19 protein-coding genes are annotated in these 15,513 nt (G+C 68.0%); 13 read left to right on the top strand and 6 right to left on the bottom strand.

What is annotated here, in order from left to right; translation table 11 throughout:
* The 6 genes from ACK42S_RS07175 to ACK42S_RS07150 form a co-directional block, all read left to right on the top strand.
* Nucleotides 1-1,231 (top strand): CTP synthase (locus ACK42S_RS07175; RefSeq protein WP_409704956.1); only part of this gene is annotated, 1,231 nt, incomplete at its 5' end.
* Nucleotides 1,232-1,258: 27 nt separating this feature from the next.
* Nucleotides 1,259-1,564: a DUF1330 domain-containing protein gene (locus ACK42S_RS07170; protein ID WP_409704954.1), complete on the top strand. Its 306-nt coding sequence runs from the start codon at nucleotides 1,259-1,261 to the stop codon at nucleotides 1,562-1,564.
* Nucleotides 1,565-1,594: 30 nt separating this feature from the next.
* Complete coding sequence (eno, locus tag ACK42S_RS07165) at nucleotides 1,595-2,878, top strand: phosphopyruvate hydratase (RefSeq protein WP_409704952.1); 1,284 nt, start codon at nucleotides 1,595-1,597, stop codon at nucleotides 2,876-2,878.
* 9 nt (nucleotides 2,879-2,887) lie between these two features.
* Nucleotides 2,888-3,169: a cell division protein FtsB gene (ftsB, locus tag ACK42S_RS07160; RefSeq protein WP_409704950.1), complete on the top strand. Its 282-nt coding sequence runs from the start codon at nucleotides 2,888-2,890 to the stop codon at nucleotides 3,167-3,169.
* 22 nt (nucleotides 3,170-3,191) lie between these two features.
* Nucleotides 3,192-3,833, top strand: a complete 642-nt coding sequence (gene pnuC, locus ACK42S_RS07155; RefSeq protein ID WP_409704948.1) for a nicotinamide riboside transporter PnuC — start codon at nucleotides 3,192-3,194, stop codon at nucleotides 3,831-3,833.
* Nucleotides 3,830-4,474, top strand: a complete 645-nt coding sequence (locus tag ACK42S_RS07150; RefSeq protein ID WP_409704946.1) for an AAA family ATPase — start codon at nucleotides 3,830-3,832, stop codon at nucleotides 4,472-4,474. Before pnuC ends, ACK42S_RS07150 begins: the two co-directional genes overlap by 4 nt.
* 5 nt (nucleotides 4,475-4,479) lie before the next feature.
* On the opposite strand, the gene ACK42S_RS07145 is transcribed toward ACK42S_RS07150, so the two are convergent.
* Nucleotides 4,480-5,451, bottom strand: a complete 972-nt coding sequence (locus ACK42S_RS07145; protein ID WP_409704944.1) for an Hsp33 family molecular chaperone HslO — start codon at nucleotides 5,449-5,451, stop codon at nucleotides 4,480-4,482.
* Nucleotides 5,451-5,975: a gamma carbonic anhydrase family protein gene (locus tag ACK42S_RS07140; protein WP_409704942.1), complete on the bottom strand. Its 525-nt coding sequence runs from the start codon at nucleotides 5,973-5,975 to the stop codon at nucleotides 5,451-5,453. The genes ACK42S_RS07145 and ACK42S_RS07140 overlap by 1 nt, the downstream gene beginning before the upstream one ends.
* A 35-nt stretch (nucleotides 5,976-6,010) precedes the next feature.
* On the opposite strand from ACK42S_RS07140, the gene ACK42S_RS07135 reads away from it, so the two are divergent.
* The 3 genes from ACK42S_RS07135 (at nucleotide 6,011) to ACK42S_RS07125 (ending at nucleotide 8,547) form a co-directional block, all read left to right on the top strand.
* The gene (locus ACK42S_RS07135) at nucleotides 6,011-6,838 is read left to right on the top strand and encodes a ferritin-like domain-containing protein (protein WP_409704940.1); all 828 of its coding nucleotides are present in this window, start codon (nucleotides 6,011-6,013) and stop codon (nucleotides 6,836-6,838) included.
* A gap of 114 nt (nucleotides 6,839-6,952) precedes the next feature.
* Nucleotides 6,953-7,780: a basic amino acid ABC transporter substrate-binding protein gene (locus ACK42S_RS07130; protein ID WP_409704938.1), complete on the top strand. Its 828-nt coding sequence runs from the start codon at nucleotides 6,953-6,955 to the stop codon at nucleotides 7,778-7,780.
* A 14-nt stretch (nucleotides 7,781-7,794) separates the two neighbouring features.
* Nucleotides 7,795-8,547, top strand: coding sequence for an amino acid ABC transporter permease (locus ACK42S_RS07125; RefSeq protein ID WP_409704936.1), 753 nt, complete (start codon nucleotides 7,795-7,797; stop codon nucleotides 8,545-8,547).
* A gap of 57 nt (nucleotides 8,548-8,604) precedes the next feature.
* Here the strand turns inward: ACK42S_RS07125 and ACK42S_RS07120 are convergent, their stop codons facing one another.
* Complete coding sequence (locus ACK42S_RS07120) at nucleotides 8,605-9,198, bottom strand: MarC family protein (protein ID WP_409704934.1); 594 nt, start codon at nucleotides 9,196-9,198, stop codon at nucleotides 8,605-8,607.
* 172 nt (nucleotides 9,199-9,370) lie between these two features.
* Between ACK42S_RS07120 and ACK42S_RS07115 the strand changes: the two genes are divergently transcribed.
* On the top strand, nucleotides 9,371-10,309 hold the full coding sequence (locus ACK42S_RS07115; protein ID WP_409704932.1) for a porin: 939 nt from the start codon (nucleotides 9,371-9,373) through the stop codon (nucleotides 10,307-10,309).
* Between the two features lie 47 nt (nucleotides 10,310-10,356).
* Here the strand turns inward: ACK42S_RS07115 and xerD are convergent, their stop codons facing one another.
* Nucleotides 10,357-11,256, bottom strand: a complete 900-nt coding sequence (xerD, locus tag ACK42S_RS07110; protein WP_409704930.1) for a site-specific tyrosine recombinase XerD — start codon at nucleotides 11,254-11,256, stop codon at nucleotides 10,357-10,359.
* A 58-nt stretch (nucleotides 11,257-11,314) separates the two neighbouring features.
* On the bottom strand, nucleotides 11,315-12,289 hold the full coding sequence (locus ACK42S_RS07105; protein WP_409704928.1) for a tripartite tricarboxylate transporter substrate binding protein BugE: 975 nt from the start codon (nucleotides 12,287-12,289) through the stop codon (nucleotides 11,315-11,317).
* A gap of 192 nt (nucleotides 12,290-12,481) precedes the next feature.
* Between ACK42S_RS07105 and ACK42S_RS07100 the strand changes: the two genes are divergently transcribed.
* On the top strand, nucleotides 12,482-13,387 hold the full coding sequence (locus ACK42S_RS07100; RefSeq protein ID WP_409704926.1) for an AEC family transporter: 906 nt from the start codon (nucleotides 12,482-12,484) through the stop codon (nucleotides 13,385-13,387).
* Nucleotides 13,388-13,393: 6 nt separating this feature from the next.
* Here the strand turns inward: ACK42S_RS07100 and queG are convergent, their stop codons facing one another.
* A complete protein-coding gene (gene queG / locus ACK42S_RS07095; protein ID WP_409704924.1) occupies nucleotides 13,394-14,485 on the bottom strand; it encodes a tRNA epoxyqueuosine(34) reductase QueG in 1,092 nt (363 codons plus the stop codon).
* Here queG and tsaE point away from each other — a divergent pair.
* Both tsaE and ACK42S_RS07085 read left to right on the top strand, forming a co-directional pair.
* The gene (tsaE, locus tag ACK42S_RS07090; protein WP_409704922.1) at nucleotides 14,480-14,950 is read left to right on the top strand and encodes a tRNA (adenosine(37)-N6)-threonylcarbamoyltransferase complex ATPase subunit type 1 TsaE; all 471 of its coding nucleotides are present in this window, start codon (nucleotides 14,480-14,482) and stop codon (nucleotides 14,948-14,950) included. The genes queG and tsaE overlap by 6 nt on opposite strands.
* Nucleotides 14,947-15,513 (top strand): AMIN domain-containing protein (locus tag ACK42S_RS07085; protein ID WP_409704920.1); only part of this gene is annotated, 567 nt, incomplete at its 3' end. The genes tsaE and ACK42S_RS07085, both read left to right, overlap by 4 nt.

The following is a 15,513-nucleotide window of genomic DNA, read 5'->3' as shown; positions in this document are numbered from 1 at the left end:
CACCGAGATCGGCGGGACCGTGGGCGACATCGAGTCCCTGCCCTTCCTGGAGGCCGTGCGGCAGATGAGCCTGAAGCTCGGGCCCAACAACACCGCCTTCGTGCACCTGACCTACGTGCCCTGGATCGCTGCGGCGGGGGAGCTCAAGACCAAGCCGACGCAGCACACCGTGCAGAAGCTGCGCGAGATCGGGATCCAGCCCGACGCCCTGCTGTGCCGCGCCGACCGCCGCATCCCCGATGACGAGCGCGAGAAGATCTCGCTGTTCACCAACGTCCCCGAATACGGCGTGATCTCGATGTGGGACGTGGACACCATCTACAAGGTGCCCCGCGTGCTGCACGAGCAGGGCCTGGACCAGCTCATCTGCACCAAGCTGCACCTGAGCACCCGTCCGGCCGACCTGTCCAAGTGGGATCGCCTCGTGCATGCCGTCGAACACCCGCAGCGTGAAGTCACGATCGCGATGTGCGGCAAGTACGTGGACCTGTCCGACTCCTACAAGTCGCTCAACGAGGCGCTGCGCCACGCCGGCATCCACAACCAGGCCCGTGTGAAGATCGAGTACGTCGACTCCGAGGAACTCACGCCCGACAACGTCGAGCGGCTCGGCCAGTACGACGCCATCCTCGTGCCCGGCGGCTTCGGCAAGCGCGGCGTGGAAGGCAAGATCCTCGCCGCCCAGTACGCGCGCGAGCACCGCATCCCCTACCTGGGCATCTGCCTGGGCATGCAGGTGGCCACCATCGAGTACGCCCGCCACAAGGCGGGCCTGACGGGCGCCAACAGCACCGAGTTCGACCCCCAGGCCCCGCACCCGGTGATCGCGTTGATCGACGAATGGCAGGATGCCGACGGCTCGATCCAAAAACGCGATGCCCACTCCGACCTGGGCGGCACCATGCGCCTGGGGTCGCAGAGTTCGGACGTCAAGCCCGGCACGCTCGCCCACGAGATCTACGGCGACGTGGTCACAGAACGCCACCGCCACCGCTACGAAGCCAACGAGAAGTACCTGCCGCAGCTCGAAGAGGCGGGCCTCGTGATCTCGGCGATCACCCAGCGCGAGAAGCTCACCGAGATCGTCGAACTGCCGCGCGACGTGCACCCCTGGTACATGGGCGTGCAGTTCCACCCCGAGTTCAAGTCCACCCCGTGGGGCGGCCACCCACTGTTCAACTCGTACATCAAGGCGGCACTGGACCACCAGGACCGTCGTCAGTCGGGCTGAACAGAGCCGCACCGCAAGGAGCAGCCCATGCCCGACGCCTACCTGATCGTGGAGATGAAGATCTCCGATCCGCAGCGCTACCAGCAGTACATGGCCGAGGCGCCTGCGGCCGTCAAGGCCGCCGGGGGGGAGTACCTCGTGCGCGGCGGCCGCCACGAAACCTTGGAAGGCGACTGGCAGCCCCACCGCGTGGCGGTGCTGCGCTTCCCGTCGTATGAGCAGGCCAAAGCCTTCTATGACGGTGAGGCTTACACCCGCATCCGTGCGCTGCGCAGCGGTGCGACCGACTACTTCAACATGGTCCTGGTCGAGGGCGTTGCCGCCCCGGTCTGACCCTCAACCGCAACTGCCGAAAGGAACACAATGAGTGCCATCGTCGACATCGTCGGCCGCGAAATCCTGGACAGCCGTGGAAACCCCACCGTCGAGTGCGACGTGCTGCTGGAGTCCGGCGTGATGGGCCGGGCGGCCGTGCCGTCGGGGGCGTCCACCGGCTCGCGCGAAGCCATTGAGCTGCGCGACGGCGACAAGGGCCGCTACCTGGGCAAGGGCGTCCTCAAGGCCGTCGAGCACATCAACACCGAGATCTCCGAAGCCGTGATGGGCCTGGATGCCTCCGAGCAGGCCTTCCTCGACCGCACCCTGATCGACCTGGACGGGACCGACAACAAGAGCCGGCTGGGCGCCAATGCCACGCTGGCCGTCTCGATGGCCGTGGCCCGCGCCGCCGCCGAGGAATCCGGCCTGCCGCTGTACCGCTATTTCGGCGGCTCGGGCTCGATGCAGATGCCCGTGCCGATGATGAACGTCATCAACGGCGGCGCACATGCCAACAACAACCTCGACCTGCAGGAGTTCATGATCCTGCCGGTGGGCGCCCCAAGCTTCCGCGAAGCCGTGCGCTACGGCGCCGAGGTCTTCCACGCGCTGAAGAAAATCCTCCACGACCGCGGCATGAGCACCGCCGTGGGCGACGAAGGCGGTTTCGCCCCCAGTGTGGCCAGCCACGAGGCGGCCATCCAGCTCATCCTCGAGGCCATCGACAAAGCCGGCTACACCCCCGGCGAACAGATTGCCCTGGGCCTGGACTGCGCCGCCAGCGAGTTCTACAAGGACGGCAAGTACCACCTCGAAGGCGAGGGCCTCGCGCTCAGCGCGGGTCAGTGGACCGACATGCTGGCCGCCTGGTGCGACAAGTACCCCATCGTCAGCATCGAGGACGGCATGCACGAGGGCGACTGGGACGGCTGGAAGCTGCTGACCGAGCGCCTGGGCCGGCAGGTGCAACTGGTGGGTGACGACCTCTTCGTCACCAACACGAAGATCCTGAAGGAAGGCATCGACAAGGGCATTGCCAACTCGATCCTCATCAAGATCAACCAGATCGGCACCCTGACCGAAACCTTCGCTGCCATCGAGATGGCCAAGCGCGCCGGCTACACCGCCGTGATCTCGCACCGCTCGGGCGAGACCGAGGACGCCACCATCGCCGACATCGCCGTGGGCACCAACGCCGGCCAGATCAAGACCGGCTCGATGTCCCGCTCGGACCGCATCGCCAAGTACAACCAGCTCCTGCGCATCGAGGAAGACCTTGGCGACGTGGCCACCTACCCTGGCCGAGCAGCCTTCTACAACCTGCGCTGAGCTTCTTGCATGAGCGCGCGCTTCGTCACCCTGGGCCTGCTGGCCTTGCTCGGCGCCGTGCATGCCGAGCTATGGCTGGGCAAGAACGGCCTGCCCCGGGTGATGGAGCTGCAAGCCCGCCTGGACGAACAGCGAGCGCGCAACGACGCCGCCCGCGCGCGCAATGAGCAACTCGCCGCCGAGGTGCGCGACTTGCGCGAGGGGCTGGAGATGGTCGAGGAAAAAGCCCGCCTCGAACTGGGCATGATCAAGCCCGACGAGATCTTCGTCCAAGTGATGCCGCGCCGATGAAGCGCTGGCAGATCGCCTGACGATGGACGGCTTGCTCGCCGCGGCAGCACCGCTGATGGTTGCGGCCTTTACGCTGTGGGGTGCGGCAGTCACCTGGCTCGAGATCGTGGCCGTTGGGCTGGCGCTGGCCATGGTGGTGTGCAACATCCGGGTGATCCATTGGGGCTGGCCGCTGGCGGCGGCCAGTGCGCTCCTGTACTTCCTGCTCTTCTGGCAGCACAGGCTCTATGGCGATGCGGGCCTGCAAATCTTCTTCGCCACGGTGGCCCTGTGGGGCTGGTGGCAATGGCTGCGCGGCCGTCGTGCCGACGGCTCCCGCCTGGAGGTGCGGCATCTCGGTTGGCGGGGACGGGTGGGTGCCGTGCTCACCGTGGCGCTGACCTGGCCCCTGCTGGGCTGGTGGCTGGACCACCACACCGACACCGATGTGCCCTACTGGGACGCCTTCCCCACCGTGGCCAGCGTGGTGGCCCAGATCCTGCTCGCGCGCAAGTTCGTCGAGAACTGGCCCGCCTGGCTGGTGGTCAACCTCGTGGCGCTGGCCTTATTCGTCCACAAGGCCCTGTGGCTCACCGCCACGCTCTATGCGGTGTTCGCCATGGGCTCGCTGGTGGGCTGGCGGGCCTGGCACCGGCGGGCCGCCGCAGCCCGGTCGCCGGCATGATCGTCGCACTGCTGGGGGCCGAGAGCACCGGCAAGACCGACCTGGCCCTGGGCCTGGCCGATCGGGCCCGCGCGCTGGGGCTGCGAGCCCACGCGGTGCAGGAGTATCTGCGGGAGTTCTGCGACCGGCAGGGCCGCACGCCACGGCCCGAGGAGCAAGGGCACATCGCCGAGGAACAGACGCGCCGCATCCTCGCAGCCGCAACAGCCCATGAGCTCGTCTTTGCCGACACCACCGCCGTGATGACCGCGGTCTATAGCGACCTGTTGTTCGACGACCCCACGCTGTACGACAGCGCCTTCGAGGCCCATCGCCGCTGCAGCCTGACGCTGGTGACCGGGTTGGACCTGCCCTGGACCCCCGACGGCATCCAGCGCGACGGCCCCCATGTGCGCACGCCCGTCGACGAGCGGCTGCGCCAGCGCCTGCAGGCGGCCGGCGTGGCCTACAGCGTGATCTATGGCCGCGACGCCCAGCGATTGGAAGCGGCTTGGCGGGTCGTGGAGACCGCCTTGCGCGCCAAGGGACGGCTGACCGCCCCCGCGTCGGATGCCGCGCCACGTCTGCGCCCATGGTGCCGCGAGTGCCTGGTGCCCGAATGCGAGCACCTGCTGCTGCGCCGGCTGACGGACCAGCCCTGAACGCCCTATTGCACCGCCGCCGGCCCCGGGGGGTGGTCACGCCCCGGCGTGAACAGGCTGCCCACGTCCACCGCGTCGAATTGATAGCGCGCGCCGCAGAAGTCGCAATCGATCTCGACCCGGCCCTGCTCGGCCACGATGCCTTCAATCTCCTCGCGGCCCAGCCCGAGCAGCATCTGACCCACGCGCTGGCGCGAGCACGAGCAGGCGAACCGCGGGCCCTGCGGCCCGGTGAGCGGCTCGAAACGACGCACCGTCTCCTCCCAGAAGAGCCGTCGCAGCACCGTGTCCGCGTCCAGTCCGAGCAGTTCCTCGCGCGTGAGCGTCGAGGCCAGGTGGGCAATGCGGTTGTAGTGTTCGTTCAGTCCGATGTCGTCCTCCCGGGCCCGGCCTGAGGCCAGGTTGCCCTCACCCTCGACGGGCAGGCGCTGGATCAGCAGACCCGCAGCCACCTGGTCGTCGGCCGCCAGGATGAGCCGGGTGTCGAGCTGTTCGGACTGCAGCATGTAGTGCTCCAGCACCTGGGCCACGTCCTGCAACGGCTCGCGGTGGTCGCCATGCAGGGGCACCACCCCTTGGTAGGGCTGCTGCCCCGGCAACCGGTCCTTGGGGTCGAGCGTGATCGCACACCGGCCCCGGCCATGCACGTTCACCAGGGCCTCCAGCCGCGCCGAAGGCACCACCTCGCCCAGCACCTTGGCCGTGGCGCGCACCCGCAGGTCGGGTTGCACCTCGACGACGGCCAGACGCACAGGCCCGTCGCCCTGGATCTGCAGCACCAGCGAGCCGTTGAACTTGATGTTGGCCTGCATCAGCACACCGGCGGCCGTCATCTCGCCGAGCAGGCGGCGCACCGGCTCGGGGTAGCCACCGGCGGCCTCGCGCCGGCGCAGCATGTCGGTCCAGGCATCGGTCAGGCGCACCAGCATGCCGCGCACGGGCAGGCCCTCGAACAGGAACTTGTGCAGTGCTGACATCAGCCGATCCTCTTGAGCCCGGCGCGGAACCGCCGCGCGTTGTGCACGTAGTGCGCTGCCCCCAGGCGCAAGCGCTCCACCTGCTCGGGCGTGAGCTGCCGGACCACCTTGGCCGGCGCGCCCAGAATCAGCGAACCGTCCGGGAACTCCTTGCCCTCGGTCACGACCGAGCCGGCCCCCACCACACAGCCCTTGCCGATGCGCGCGTTGTTCAGCACGACGGCCTGTATGCCGATGAGCGATCCGTCGCCGATCGTGCAGCCATGGAGCATCACCTGGTGCCCCACGGTCACCTCCTCGCCGATGGTCAGCGGCACACCCAGGTCGGCATGCAGCACCGAGTTGTCCTGGATGTTCGAGCCCCGTCCGATGCGGATGGCCGCCGTGTCGCCGCGGATCACGGTGCCGAACCACACACTGCTGTCCTCGGCGAGGTGGACATCGCCAATCACCTGGGCCGATTCGGCCACCCAGGCGGTCTCGTGCACGGTGGGGATCAGCTCATCGAGCTGGTAAAGGGCCATGGACTGCTCCTGAAGAGGGGATAATTTTAAGTTCCATGACGACTTCCCTCCCGGCAGCCTCCTCGCCCGCCTCGTTGCGACAGCGCGCCTTGCAGGTGCTTTGCCTGCGCAACCCTGCGGACAAGGCTGCCCAGGCCCGAGCCCTGGTGGCCGACGCCCAGGCCGGCTTGGACATCGGATGCGACGAGCCGCTGACGCCCCTGCCCGGCCTGCCGGGGCGCCCCGAGCGTCCCAGGCTCGTGCCTCCCGCCGAGGTGCCACGCCGCTCGCCCCACACGGTGACGGGACGGGCCGCCTTGTTGCACGCCATCGCCCACATCGAATTCAATGCCATCAACCTGGCCTTGGATGCCGTCTGGCGCTTTCCCGGCCTGCCCGCGGCCTACTACCGCGACTGGCTGCGCGTGGCCGGCGAAGAGGCCCTGCACTTCTCGCTGCTGCGCGAACATCTGCGCAGCCTGGGCCACGACTACGGCGACTTCGAGGCCCACGATGGCTTGTGGGCCATGGCCGACAAGACGCGCGACGACATTGTGGCCCGCATGGCCCTGGTGCCGCGCACGCTGGAAGCCCGCGGCCTGGACGCCACGCCGTTGATCCAGTCTAAGCTCGCGAAGGCCGGCGATGCGCGCGCCGTCGAGATCCTGGACATCATCCTGCGCGACGAGGTGGGCCATGTGGCCATCGGCAACCACTGGTACCGCTGGCTGTGCGAGCGCCAGGGGCTGGACCCCCTGGCTCACTACGAGACCCTCGCCCGGCGCCACGAGGCCCCTCGATTGAAACCCCCCTTTAACCACGGCGCGCGGCGTCGCGCCGGCTTCACGCAAGCCGAACTGGATCGGTTGGAACGCCCGCTCTAAAGATCGGGGGCGGCCCACCCGCCCGGCGGGGATGGCCCGCGCCGGGCTTACACTGCGCCCTACGTTGGCGCCGCAGGGGCGGCGCCCGCAACCGTTTTTCCTTTCGAGGACCTCATGACTTCGCTGAACACCCGTCGTTTCCTGAAAGTCGCCGGCCTGATCGCTGCCGGCCTGTGGTTGGCCGCCTGCGGCAAGCAGGAACCGGCCGCCCCCGCGGCCGCACCGGCCGCTGCTCCCGCCAAGGTGTATGTCGTGGGCACCGATGCCGCCTATGCCCCGTTCGAGTCGCAGAACGAACGCGGCGAGATCGTCGGCTTTGACATCGAGATCGTCAGCGCTATCGCGGCCAAGGCCGGCATGGAGGTGAAATTCGTCAACACCCCCTGGGAAGGCATCTTCAACTCGCTGAACCAGGGCGACCGCGACCTGCTGGTGTCGGCCATCACGATCACCGACGAGCGTCGCCAGTCCATGGACTTCACCGCGCCCTACTTCGACGCGGTGCAGCTCATCGCCGTGCGCCAGGACAGCCCCGTGACCAAGTTCGAAGACCTCAAGACCCTGAAGGTCGGGGTGCAGACCGGGACCACCGGCGACGAGGTCGTCACCCAATTGCTGGGCAAGGACAACGCCAACGTGCGCCGCTTCGAGTCCACCCCGCTGGCGCTCAAGGAGCTCGAGTCGGGCGGCGTGGATGCCGTGGTGGCCGACAACGGCGTGATCAACCACTATGTGGCCAACAACAGCTCGGCGGCTTTCAAGACCGTGAGCGACAGCTCCTTCGCGCCCGAGCAGTACGGCATCGCCGTGCGCAAGGGCAACACCGAGTTGCTGGCCAAGCTCAATGAAGGTCTGGCCGCCATCCGAGCCGATGGCACCTACGACCGCATCTACGCCAAGTACTTCGGCGCACCGGCGGCGGCACCGGCCGCCTCCAAGTGAGCGCCTGAGCCCGCATGGACCTGCGCTGGGAAATCCTGGCGGGCTATGGCCCGCTGTTCGCCACCGGCCTGTGGATGACCATCCAGCTCACGCTGGTGGCCATCGGTGCGGGCATGCTGCTGGGCGTGGGGCTGGGGCTCATCAGCAGCTCGGCCGATGCGCCGGCGCCCAAGGCCTGGCCGCTGCGCGTCGGGATGGTCGCGGCCCGTGGGCTCACGCTCGCCTACGTGACCTTCTTCCGCGGCACGCCGCTGTTCGTGCAGATCCTGCTGGTGCATTTCGCGCTGATGCCCACGTTGGTGCACCCGGACCACGGCCTGCTGCTCACGGGGCCGGCCGCCATCAGCTTCCGCCAGGAGCACGGCGCCTTCTTCTCGGGGGCGCTGGCCCTCACGCTGAACGCCGCCGCGTACATCTCGGAAATCTTCCGGGCGGGCATCCAGAGCATCCACCGTGGACAGGTGCAGGCGGCCTACAGCCTGGGCCTCACCCACGGCCAGGCCATGCGCAACGTGGTGCTGCCCCAGGCCTTCCGTCGCATGGTGCCGGCCTTCGTGAACGAGGGCATCACCCTGATCAAGGACTCCTCGCTCGTCTCGGCGATCGGCCTGGCCGAGCTGGCACTGGCCGCACGCACCGTGGCCGGCGCCTACTCGCGCTACTGGGAGCCCTACCTCGCGATCTCGGCGATGTACCTCATCCTCACGCTGACGCTCTCGCTGCTGGCCAAACGCCTGGAAGCCCCCGAGCATCTGCGCGGCCGATAGACCGCGCCTCCCGCAGACACCGCGGATCCGGCGGCGCCGGCTCCGCCGGTGTCGCCCTCACCCGAAGAAATAGCGCTTCAGGCCCGCGAGGATCATCTCGACGGCAATGGCCGTCAGCACCAGACCCATGAGCTTCTCGATGGCCGAGACCATCGAATCGCCCAAGAGCCGGCGCAGCCGGTCGGCCGCCAGCAGCACCGCCCCGCACACAAGCATGGCCGTGGACAGCGCCCCCACCCATTCCAACAGCCGCTCGGGCTGGCGCGAGGCCAGCAGCAGCACCGTGGCCATCGCCGAGGGCCCGGCCAGCAAGGGCACGGCCAGCGGGAAGATGAAAGGCTCACGCCCGGTGCCAGCCGCGTAGATCTCGCCCCCGGACGCGAAGATCATGCGGATCGCGATGATCAGCAGGATCACCCCCCCGGCCACCTCCAGGGAGCGTTCGGACAAATGCATCAGCTCCAGGAAGGCGCCACCGGCAAACATGAAGCCCAGCAGCACGACGAAAGCGATGAGCACTTCGCGCACAGCCACCCGGGTGCGGCGCTCGGGCGGCACGCCGCGCAGCACCGAAATGAAGATCGGCAGACTGCCGAAGGGGTCGAGCACCAGCAGCAGCAGGATCAGAGCAGAGAGAAAGTTGTGGTCCATGGGCCGCGATTGTGCGCGAGGCCGGATCTGTTGCGCCGCCGCGTCATCTCTCTCAGATCTGAAGCAAGCCGGGGCACAGACTTCCTAAAATGACAGGTTCATGACAAGGGCTGCCCATCGATGATGGCAACCCTGATTTCTCATCACCCGTTTTCCCCTCACAAGGAACTCCATGAAAAAGCTCCAAGTCGCCCTGGCGGCCCTGGCCGCACTGAGCGCGGGCTCGGCCCTGGCCCAAAGCAGCGTCAACATCTACGGCCGTATGAACGTCTCCATCGAGCGCCAGAAGGCCGGCGGCACCTCCACCACTGTGATGCAGAACAATGCCTCGCGCATCGGCTTTCGCGGCACCGAGGACCTGGGCGGCGGCCTGAAGGCCGGCTTCGTGCTCGAGCATGGCTTGAACGCCGACACCGGCGCTCAAACCCAACCCGAGTTCTGGGCCCGTCAAAGCGAACTGAACCTGTCCGGCGGCTTTGGCATGCTGCGCCTGGGCCGCTACACCAGCGAAGCCTATTTCGCCACGGCCGATTACGTGAGCATGCACAACCACGACACGGGCACCTCGGCCGATGCCCTGTATGCCTACGTGACCCGCGACACCAACAAGATCGCCTACCGCACCCCCGATCTGGGCGGTCTGACGCTGGAGGCGGCCATGTCGCTGAAGGAAACGCAGGCCGACCACAGCTACGATCTGGCCGCCAATTACGCCATGGGGCCGCTGCAACTGGGCGCCGGCTACTCCAAGCTGGGCGACCAGAATCAATTCGCCGTGCGCGCCTTGTACAGCCTGGGCGACTTCACCTTCGGCGGCTATGTGCAGCGTGACGAAGACGGCTTCGGCACCGGCCTGGGCAAGCGCACCAATGTCCGCCTGTCCGGCATGTATGCGATGGGCGCTTCGGAATTCCATCTGAACGTGGGCCGCGCCGGCGAATACGACAACGCCAACGACAGCGATGCCACCCAGTACACCCTGGGCTACAACTACAACCTGAGCAAGCGCACGAAGCTGTACGCCTTCTACACCAAGCTCAACGACGGCTCGGCTGCCGTCTACGGTGGCGACTTCAGCTCCTTCGCCCTGGGCCTGCGCCACAACTTCTGATCGCGCTTCGGCCTGATCGCAAAAGCCGGCCTGCGGGCCGGCTTTTTTCATCCCCTTGGATGGTGCTGCGCATGCAGCTGGCGCAGGCGCTCCCGTGCCACGTGGGTGTAGATCTGCGTCGTCGAGATGTCCGCATGCCCCAGCAGCATCTGCACGGCGCGCAAATCGGCCCCATGGTTGAGCAGGTGGGTGGCAAAGGCATGGCGCAGTGTGTGAGGGGACAGTGGCTGGGTGATGCCCGCCGTGCGCGCATGCTTTTTCACCAGCGTCCAGAACATCTGGCGTGTCATGCCCTCACCCCGCTGGGTGACGAACAGGTCCCGCGCGGCGCGGCCGCCCAGGATGAGCGGCCGCGATTCGGCCAGGTAACGCCGCAGCCAGGCGTGGGCCTCCTCGCCGAAGGGCACCAGGCGCTCGCGCGCGCCCTTGCCCAGCACCCGCAACACGCCTTCGTCCAGCCCGACATGCACGGTCTTGAGCGTGACCAGTTCGCTCACGCGCAGGCCGCTGGCATACATCAGCTCCAGCATCGTGCGATCGCGCAGACCCAGCGGCGTCTGCGTGTCAGGTGCGCCCAGCAGGGCCTCGACCTGGGCTTCGCTCAAAGTCTTGGGCACGCGCAGGGGTTGGCGGGCCGCCTCCAGGCGCAAGGTGGGGTCGGCCTGGACGAGCCGCTCGCGCAGGGCCCAGCGAAAATAGCGGCGAAAGACCGTGAGTTGCCGGTTGGCCGTGCTGGCCTTGGTCTGCGCACGGTACACGGCATAGGCGCGCAGGTCGGTCTCGGTGGTGGCATCCAAGGCCTTGCCGACCTGGCCGTCGAGCCAGCGCGCATACAGCCTGAGGTCTCGGCGGTAGGCCGCCAGCGTATGGGCCGACAGACCCTCCTCCACCCACAGCGCATCGGCGAAGCGGTCGATGCTGGCCAGGCTCTCGGTCAGTGCAGACATGGACAAAGGCCGCCGCCCGGAGGCGACGGCCGTTCGTCAGGGCAAGCGCGGGACCGGCTCAATCGAGCTTGAGCTTTTGCTTGTCCACCACCTGCTTGTAGACCTCGAACTCGGCCTTGGTCTGGGCGGCGAACTGCTCGGGCGTGTTGCCCACGATGATCGAACCGGTGGCCTCGATGCGGCGGCGCACGTCCGGATCCTGCAGCGTCTGGCGCACGGCGGCATTGATCTTGTCGACCACCTCCTTGGGCAGCCCCTTGGGCCCGTGGATGCCGTAGTAGGCCATGCGGTTGACCGGCTCCAGACCGACTTCCTTGAAGGTGGGCACGTTCGGCAGCACCGACAGGCGCTCAGGGGCGGCCACGACGATGGGAACCAGGCGGCCGTCCTTGATGAAGGGCAGCGCCGAGGGCAGGTTGTCGAAGATCATCGGCACTTGACCGGCCACGGTGTCGTTGAGTGCCGGACCCGCCCCACGGTAGGGAATGTGCGTGATGAAGGTGCCCGACAGCGACTTGAACAACTCCATCTGCAGATGGCCAATGCCACCGGTGCCCGAGCTCGAATAGCTGTACTTGCCGGGGTTGGCCTTGAGCACCTGCAAGAAGGTCTTGTAGTCCTTGGCAGGGAAGGACGGATGCAAGGCGATCACGTTGGGCGTGGCCGCGATGTTGATGATGGACGTGAAATCGGTCAGCGGGTTGTACGGCGTCTTGGGATTGATGGCCGGGTTGGACGCAGTGGTCGACACCGTGGCCATGCCCAAGGTGTAGCCGTCGGGCTGGGCGCGCACGATCTCGGCCGCGCCGATCAGGCCGCCACCGCCGCCGCGGTTGTCCACCACCATCTGCTGGCCCAGCGGGCCCTGGATCTTCTCGGCAATGATGCGGGCGATGATGTCGGTGGTGCCCCCGGGCGCAAAGGGCACGATGAGTCGCACGGGCTTGGCAGGATAGGCTTGGCTCCAGGCCGCCCCACTGAAGGCAAGTGCGGCGGGCAAAGCGAGGGCGGCGATCAGGTGTCGGCGCTGCATGGAGGTCTCCTTGTGTGGGACGATAGGACGGATGGTATCCGGCAAGGCGCCTGATGATACGGGCACCGTGGAGCCGCCGCCAATCCTGTGCGACAGGCCTGCGTCGGCGATTGTGGGAACTACGCATCGGGTTGGCCCGGACACGGCCTGCTGCGCTGGCACACTCGACACCGCCTGCCCATTGCCTGCGCCATGTCCGACGTCTCGCTGCTGCTGCCCGAATGCCTGCTCATCGTTTGCGGCTTTCTGCTGTGTCGCCACACGTCGCTCGACCGGGGGGTGTGGGAAGCCGTCGAACGGCTCGTCTACTACCTGCTGTTCCCGGTGCTGCTGTTCAACTCCATCGTCCGCAGCCCCCTGGAGTTCCAGACCACGCTGCCGCTGGCCGCGGCCGGCCTCGGGATCGTGGGGATGGGCGTTGCCGGCGCCTATGCGCTGCGACGGCTGCCTGGGGTGGATCCCCGGCTGCATGCCTCGGGCGCCCAGGTGGCCTTCCGCTTCAACTCTTATGTCGCACTGGCACTGGCCGACAAGCTGGCCGGCCCCGCGGGCGTGACCTGGACGGCGCTGCTGGTGGCGCTGGCCGTGCCCTTGTGCAACTTCGCTGCGGTGTACCCGCTGGCCCGGCATGGCGGCCATGGCTTTTGGCGCGAGATCGTGCGCAACCCGCTCATCGTCGCCACCGTGGGCGGTCTGCTCGCCAACCTCCTCGGTGTGCGTCTGGCGGATCCTCTGGCCTCGACGGTGCAGCGCATCGGCCAGGCTGCCCTGCCCCTGGGGCTGATGGCCGTTGGTGCCGGGCTCAAGCTCGGCGGCCTGTGGGCCGGCCCGGGCCTGGCCGCCGGACTGCTGGGCATCCGGCATGTGGGGCTGCCGGTGGTCGCGCTCGCGCTGGTGCACCTGCTGGGCGTACCGGCGGCCCAGCAACCCGTGGTGGTCGCCTTCGCCGCGATGCCCACGGCCTCCAGCGCCTACGTGCTGGCCGTGCGCATGGGCGGCAACGGCAGCTACGTGGCCGGCCTGGTTACCGTCTCCACGCTGCTGGGCATGGCATCGATCCCGGTGTGGCTGGCCGCCCTGCGATGGATGCAGGGCTGACCGCCATCACCCGGCCCGCTGCGCCAGCGCCCAGTCGATGTGTTCCCGCACCAGCGGGCTGGCCGCCTCGCGGCGATCCTGCAAGGCCTGACGCACGGCGGGATCGCCCGTCTCCCGCCAGGCATTGCCCAGCGCAACGGCCAGGTTGCGCAACCAGCGCTCGTGCCCGATCCGCCGGATCGGGCTGCCTTCGGTGGCCTTCAGAAACCGGGCCTCGTCCCAGGCGAACAGGTCCACCAGCGTGGCCTGCGCCCACACGGAACGCGCATCGAAGTCAGGCAGGACCGCGCGTTGCGCATACCGGTTCCAGGGGCACACCAGCTGGCAGTCGTCACAGCCGTAGATGCGGTTGCCCATGGCGCGGCGCAGCTCAACGGGAATCGGCCCCGGATGCTCGATCGTGAGGTAGGAGATGCAGCGCCTGGCATCGAGCCGGTAGGGCCCGACGATCGCCTGCGTGGGGCACACGCCGATGCAGGCCTGGCACGACCCGCAGTGGGCCGTGGTGGACGGTGTCGGGGGCAGGGCCAGGTCCACGTAGATCTCGCCGAGAAAGAACATCGAACCTGCCTCGCGCGAGAGCAACAACGTGTGCTTGCCCCGCCAGCCCAGGCCGCTGCGCACGGCCAGCTCGACCTCGAGCACCGGGGCCGAATCGGTGAAGACCCGATGGCCGAACGGCCCGATCGCCTGCGCGAGCCGCTCGGCCAGGGCCTGCAGCCGGCTGCGCAACACCTTGTGATAGTCGCGGCCGCGCGCATAGAGCGAGACGCCGGCCTGCGCCGGGGCCCGGTGCAGACGCTCCCATTCCACGGTCTGCCAGCCTTCGGGCAGGCTTTGGGGCAGGTAGTCCATGCGAGCCGTGATCACGCTCACCGTGCCGGGCACGAGCTCGGCGGGCCGCGCACGCTTCATGCCATGGGCGGCCATGTAGTGCATCTCACCGTGGAAGCCCGCCTCCAGCCAGGCACGCAGGCCGGGTTCGGCACTGCTCAGATCGACACCGGCCACCCCGATCTGGGAAAATCCCAACCCATGGGCCCAGTGGCGCAGTTGCACCAGCAATGCGGTGGGGTCGACGGCACGGTCTTGATGCATTCCACGATTCTAGGAAGCTCCTCCCTCCATTGGCCGGATGAATCGGCCTGCGAGGACTTCGCGCGTGCGCTGGCACGGCGCAGCGAACTGCATGACGCCTTCATCGAACTGCATGGTCCACTGGGGGCCGGCAAGACCACCTTCGTGAGGCACCTGCTGCGCGCGCTCGGGGCCACGGGCCGCATCAAGAGCCCCACCTACGCCGTGATGGAGCCCTACACGCTGCCGGACCTGCAGGCCTGGCACTTCGACCTCTACCGCTTCAGCGACCCGCGTGAGTGGGAGGATGCCGGCTTGCGCGACATCCTTACTGGCCCGGGACTCAAGCTCGTGGAATGGCCCGACCGCGCCGCCGGCCTGTTGCCGGTGCCCGACTGGCGGATGGAACTCCAGCCGGGCGACGACGACCAACGCGAGGTCATGATCACCGCCTACACCCCCCGCGGGGCCGCGCTGCTCGGATGAAGCGGCGGCACTTCCTCCATCGCACCGGCGGCCTCGTGCTGCTGCTGGGCGCCAGCGACATCGCCTTCGGTGCGGCCATCGTCGCCGTGCGCGTGTGGCCCGCCCCCGACTACACCCGCGTCACGCTGGAAAGCGACACACCCTTGCAGGCGCGTCATTTCGTCACCAGTCAGCCCGATCGGCTGGTGGTGGACATCGACGGGCTCGAACTCAGCCCCACGCTGCGCGAGATCGTCGGCAAGGTGCGCGCCGACGACCCCTATATCGCCGGCGTGCGGGTGGGGCAGAACCAGCCGCGCGTCGTGCGCCTGGTGATCGACCTCAAGCAGCCCGTGGAGCCGCAGGTGTTCACTCTTGCGCCGGTGGCCGACTATCAGCACCGGCTGGTCTTCGACCTGTACCCCACCATACCGATCGACCCGCTGATGGCCCTGATCCGCGAGAAGGAGGAGGCCGAACGCCGTGCCCAGGCCGCGCTGGACGATGCCCTGGGGGAGTTCATCGACCGCATCGGGGGCCGTGGGGGGGGGGGGAGGGGAGCAAGAACACCCCCCGCGAACGCA

Origin of the sequence: Caldimonas sp., from assembly GCF_046289365.1 — a bacterium.
Taxonomy (GTDB): Bacteria; Pseudomonadota; Gammaproteobacteria; order Burkholderiales; family Burkholderiaceae_C; genus Caldimonas.
Note: the sequence above shows the minus strand (reverse complement) of the source record. Positions and strands in the feature narration are given on the sequence as shown.

What these genes read in the sequence shown, in the direction of transcription:
- ACK42S_RS07170 (WP_409704954.1), top strand. Translation starts at nt 1,259, where the DNA reads ATGCCCGACGCCTACCTGATCGTGGAGATGAAGATCTCCGATCCGCAG.
- eno (WP_409704952.1), top strand. Translation starts at nt 1,595, where the DNA reads ATGAGTGCCATCGTCGACATCGTCGGCCGCGAAATCCTGGACAGCCGT.
- ftsB (WP_409704950.1), top strand. Translation starts at nt 2,888, where the DNA reads ATGAGCGCGCGCTTCGTCACCCTGGGCCTGCTGGCCTTGCTCGGCGCC.
- pnuC (WP_409704948.1), top strand. Translation starts at nt 3,192, where the DNA reads ATGGACGGCTTGCTCGCCGCGGCAGCACCGCTGATGGTTGCGGCCTTT.
- ACK42S_RS07150 (WP_409704946.1), top strand. Translation starts at nt 3,830, where the DNA reads ATGATCGTCGCACTGCTGGGGGCCGAGAGCACCGGCAAGACCGACCTG.
- ACK42S_RS07145 (WP_409704944.1), bottom strand. Translation starts at nt 5,451, where the DNA reads ATGTCAGCACTGCACAAGTTCCTGTTCGAGGGCCTGCCCGTGCGCGGC.
- ACK42S_RS07140 (WP_409704942.1), bottom strand. Translation starts at nt 5,975, where the DNA reads ATGGCCCTTTACCAGCTCGATGAGCTGATCCCCACCGTGCACGAGACC.
- ACK42S_RS07135 (WP_409704940.1), top strand. Translation starts at nt 6,011, where the DNA reads ATGACGACTTCCCTCCCGGCAGCCTCCTCGCCCGCCTCGTTGCGACAG.
- ACK42S_RS07130 (WP_409704938.1), top strand. Translation starts at nt 6,953, where the DNA reads ATGACTTCGCTGAACACCCGTCGTTTCCTGAAAGTCGCCGGCCTGATC.
- ACK42S_RS07125 (WP_409704936.1), top strand. Translation starts at nt 7,795, where the DNA reads ATGGACCTGCGCTGGGAAATCCTGGCGGGCTATGGCCCGCTGTTCGCC.
- ACK42S_RS07120 (WP_409704934.1), bottom strand. Translation starts at nt 9,198, where the DNA reads ATGGACCACAACTTTCTCTCTGCTCTGATCCTGCTGCTGCTGGTGCTC.
- ACK42S_RS07115 (WP_409704932.1), top strand. Translation starts at nt 9,371, where the DNA reads ATGAAAAAGCTCCAAGTCGCCCTGGCGGCCCTGGCCGCACTGAGCGCG.
- xerD (WP_409704930.1), bottom strand. Translation starts at nt 11,256, where the DNA reads ATGTCTGCACTGACCGAGAGCCTGGCCAGCATCGACCGCTTCGCCGAT.
- ACK42S_RS07105 (WP_409704928.1), bottom strand. Translation starts at nt 12,289, where the DNA reads ATGCAGCGCCGACACCTGATCGCCGCCCTCGCTTTGCCCGCCGCACTT.
- ACK42S_RS07100 (WP_409704926.1), top strand. Translation starts at nt 12,482, where the DNA reads ATGTCCGACGTCTCGCTGCTGCTGCCCGAATGCCTGCTCATCGTTTGC.
- tsaE (WP_409704922.1), top strand. Translation starts at nt 14,480, where the DNA reads ATGCATTCCACGATTCTAGGAAGCTCCTCCCTCCATTGGCCGGATGAA.
- queG (WP_409704924.1), bottom strand. Translation starts at nt 14,485, where the DNA reads ATGCATCAAGACCGTGCCGTCGACCCCACCGCATTGCTGGTGCAACTG.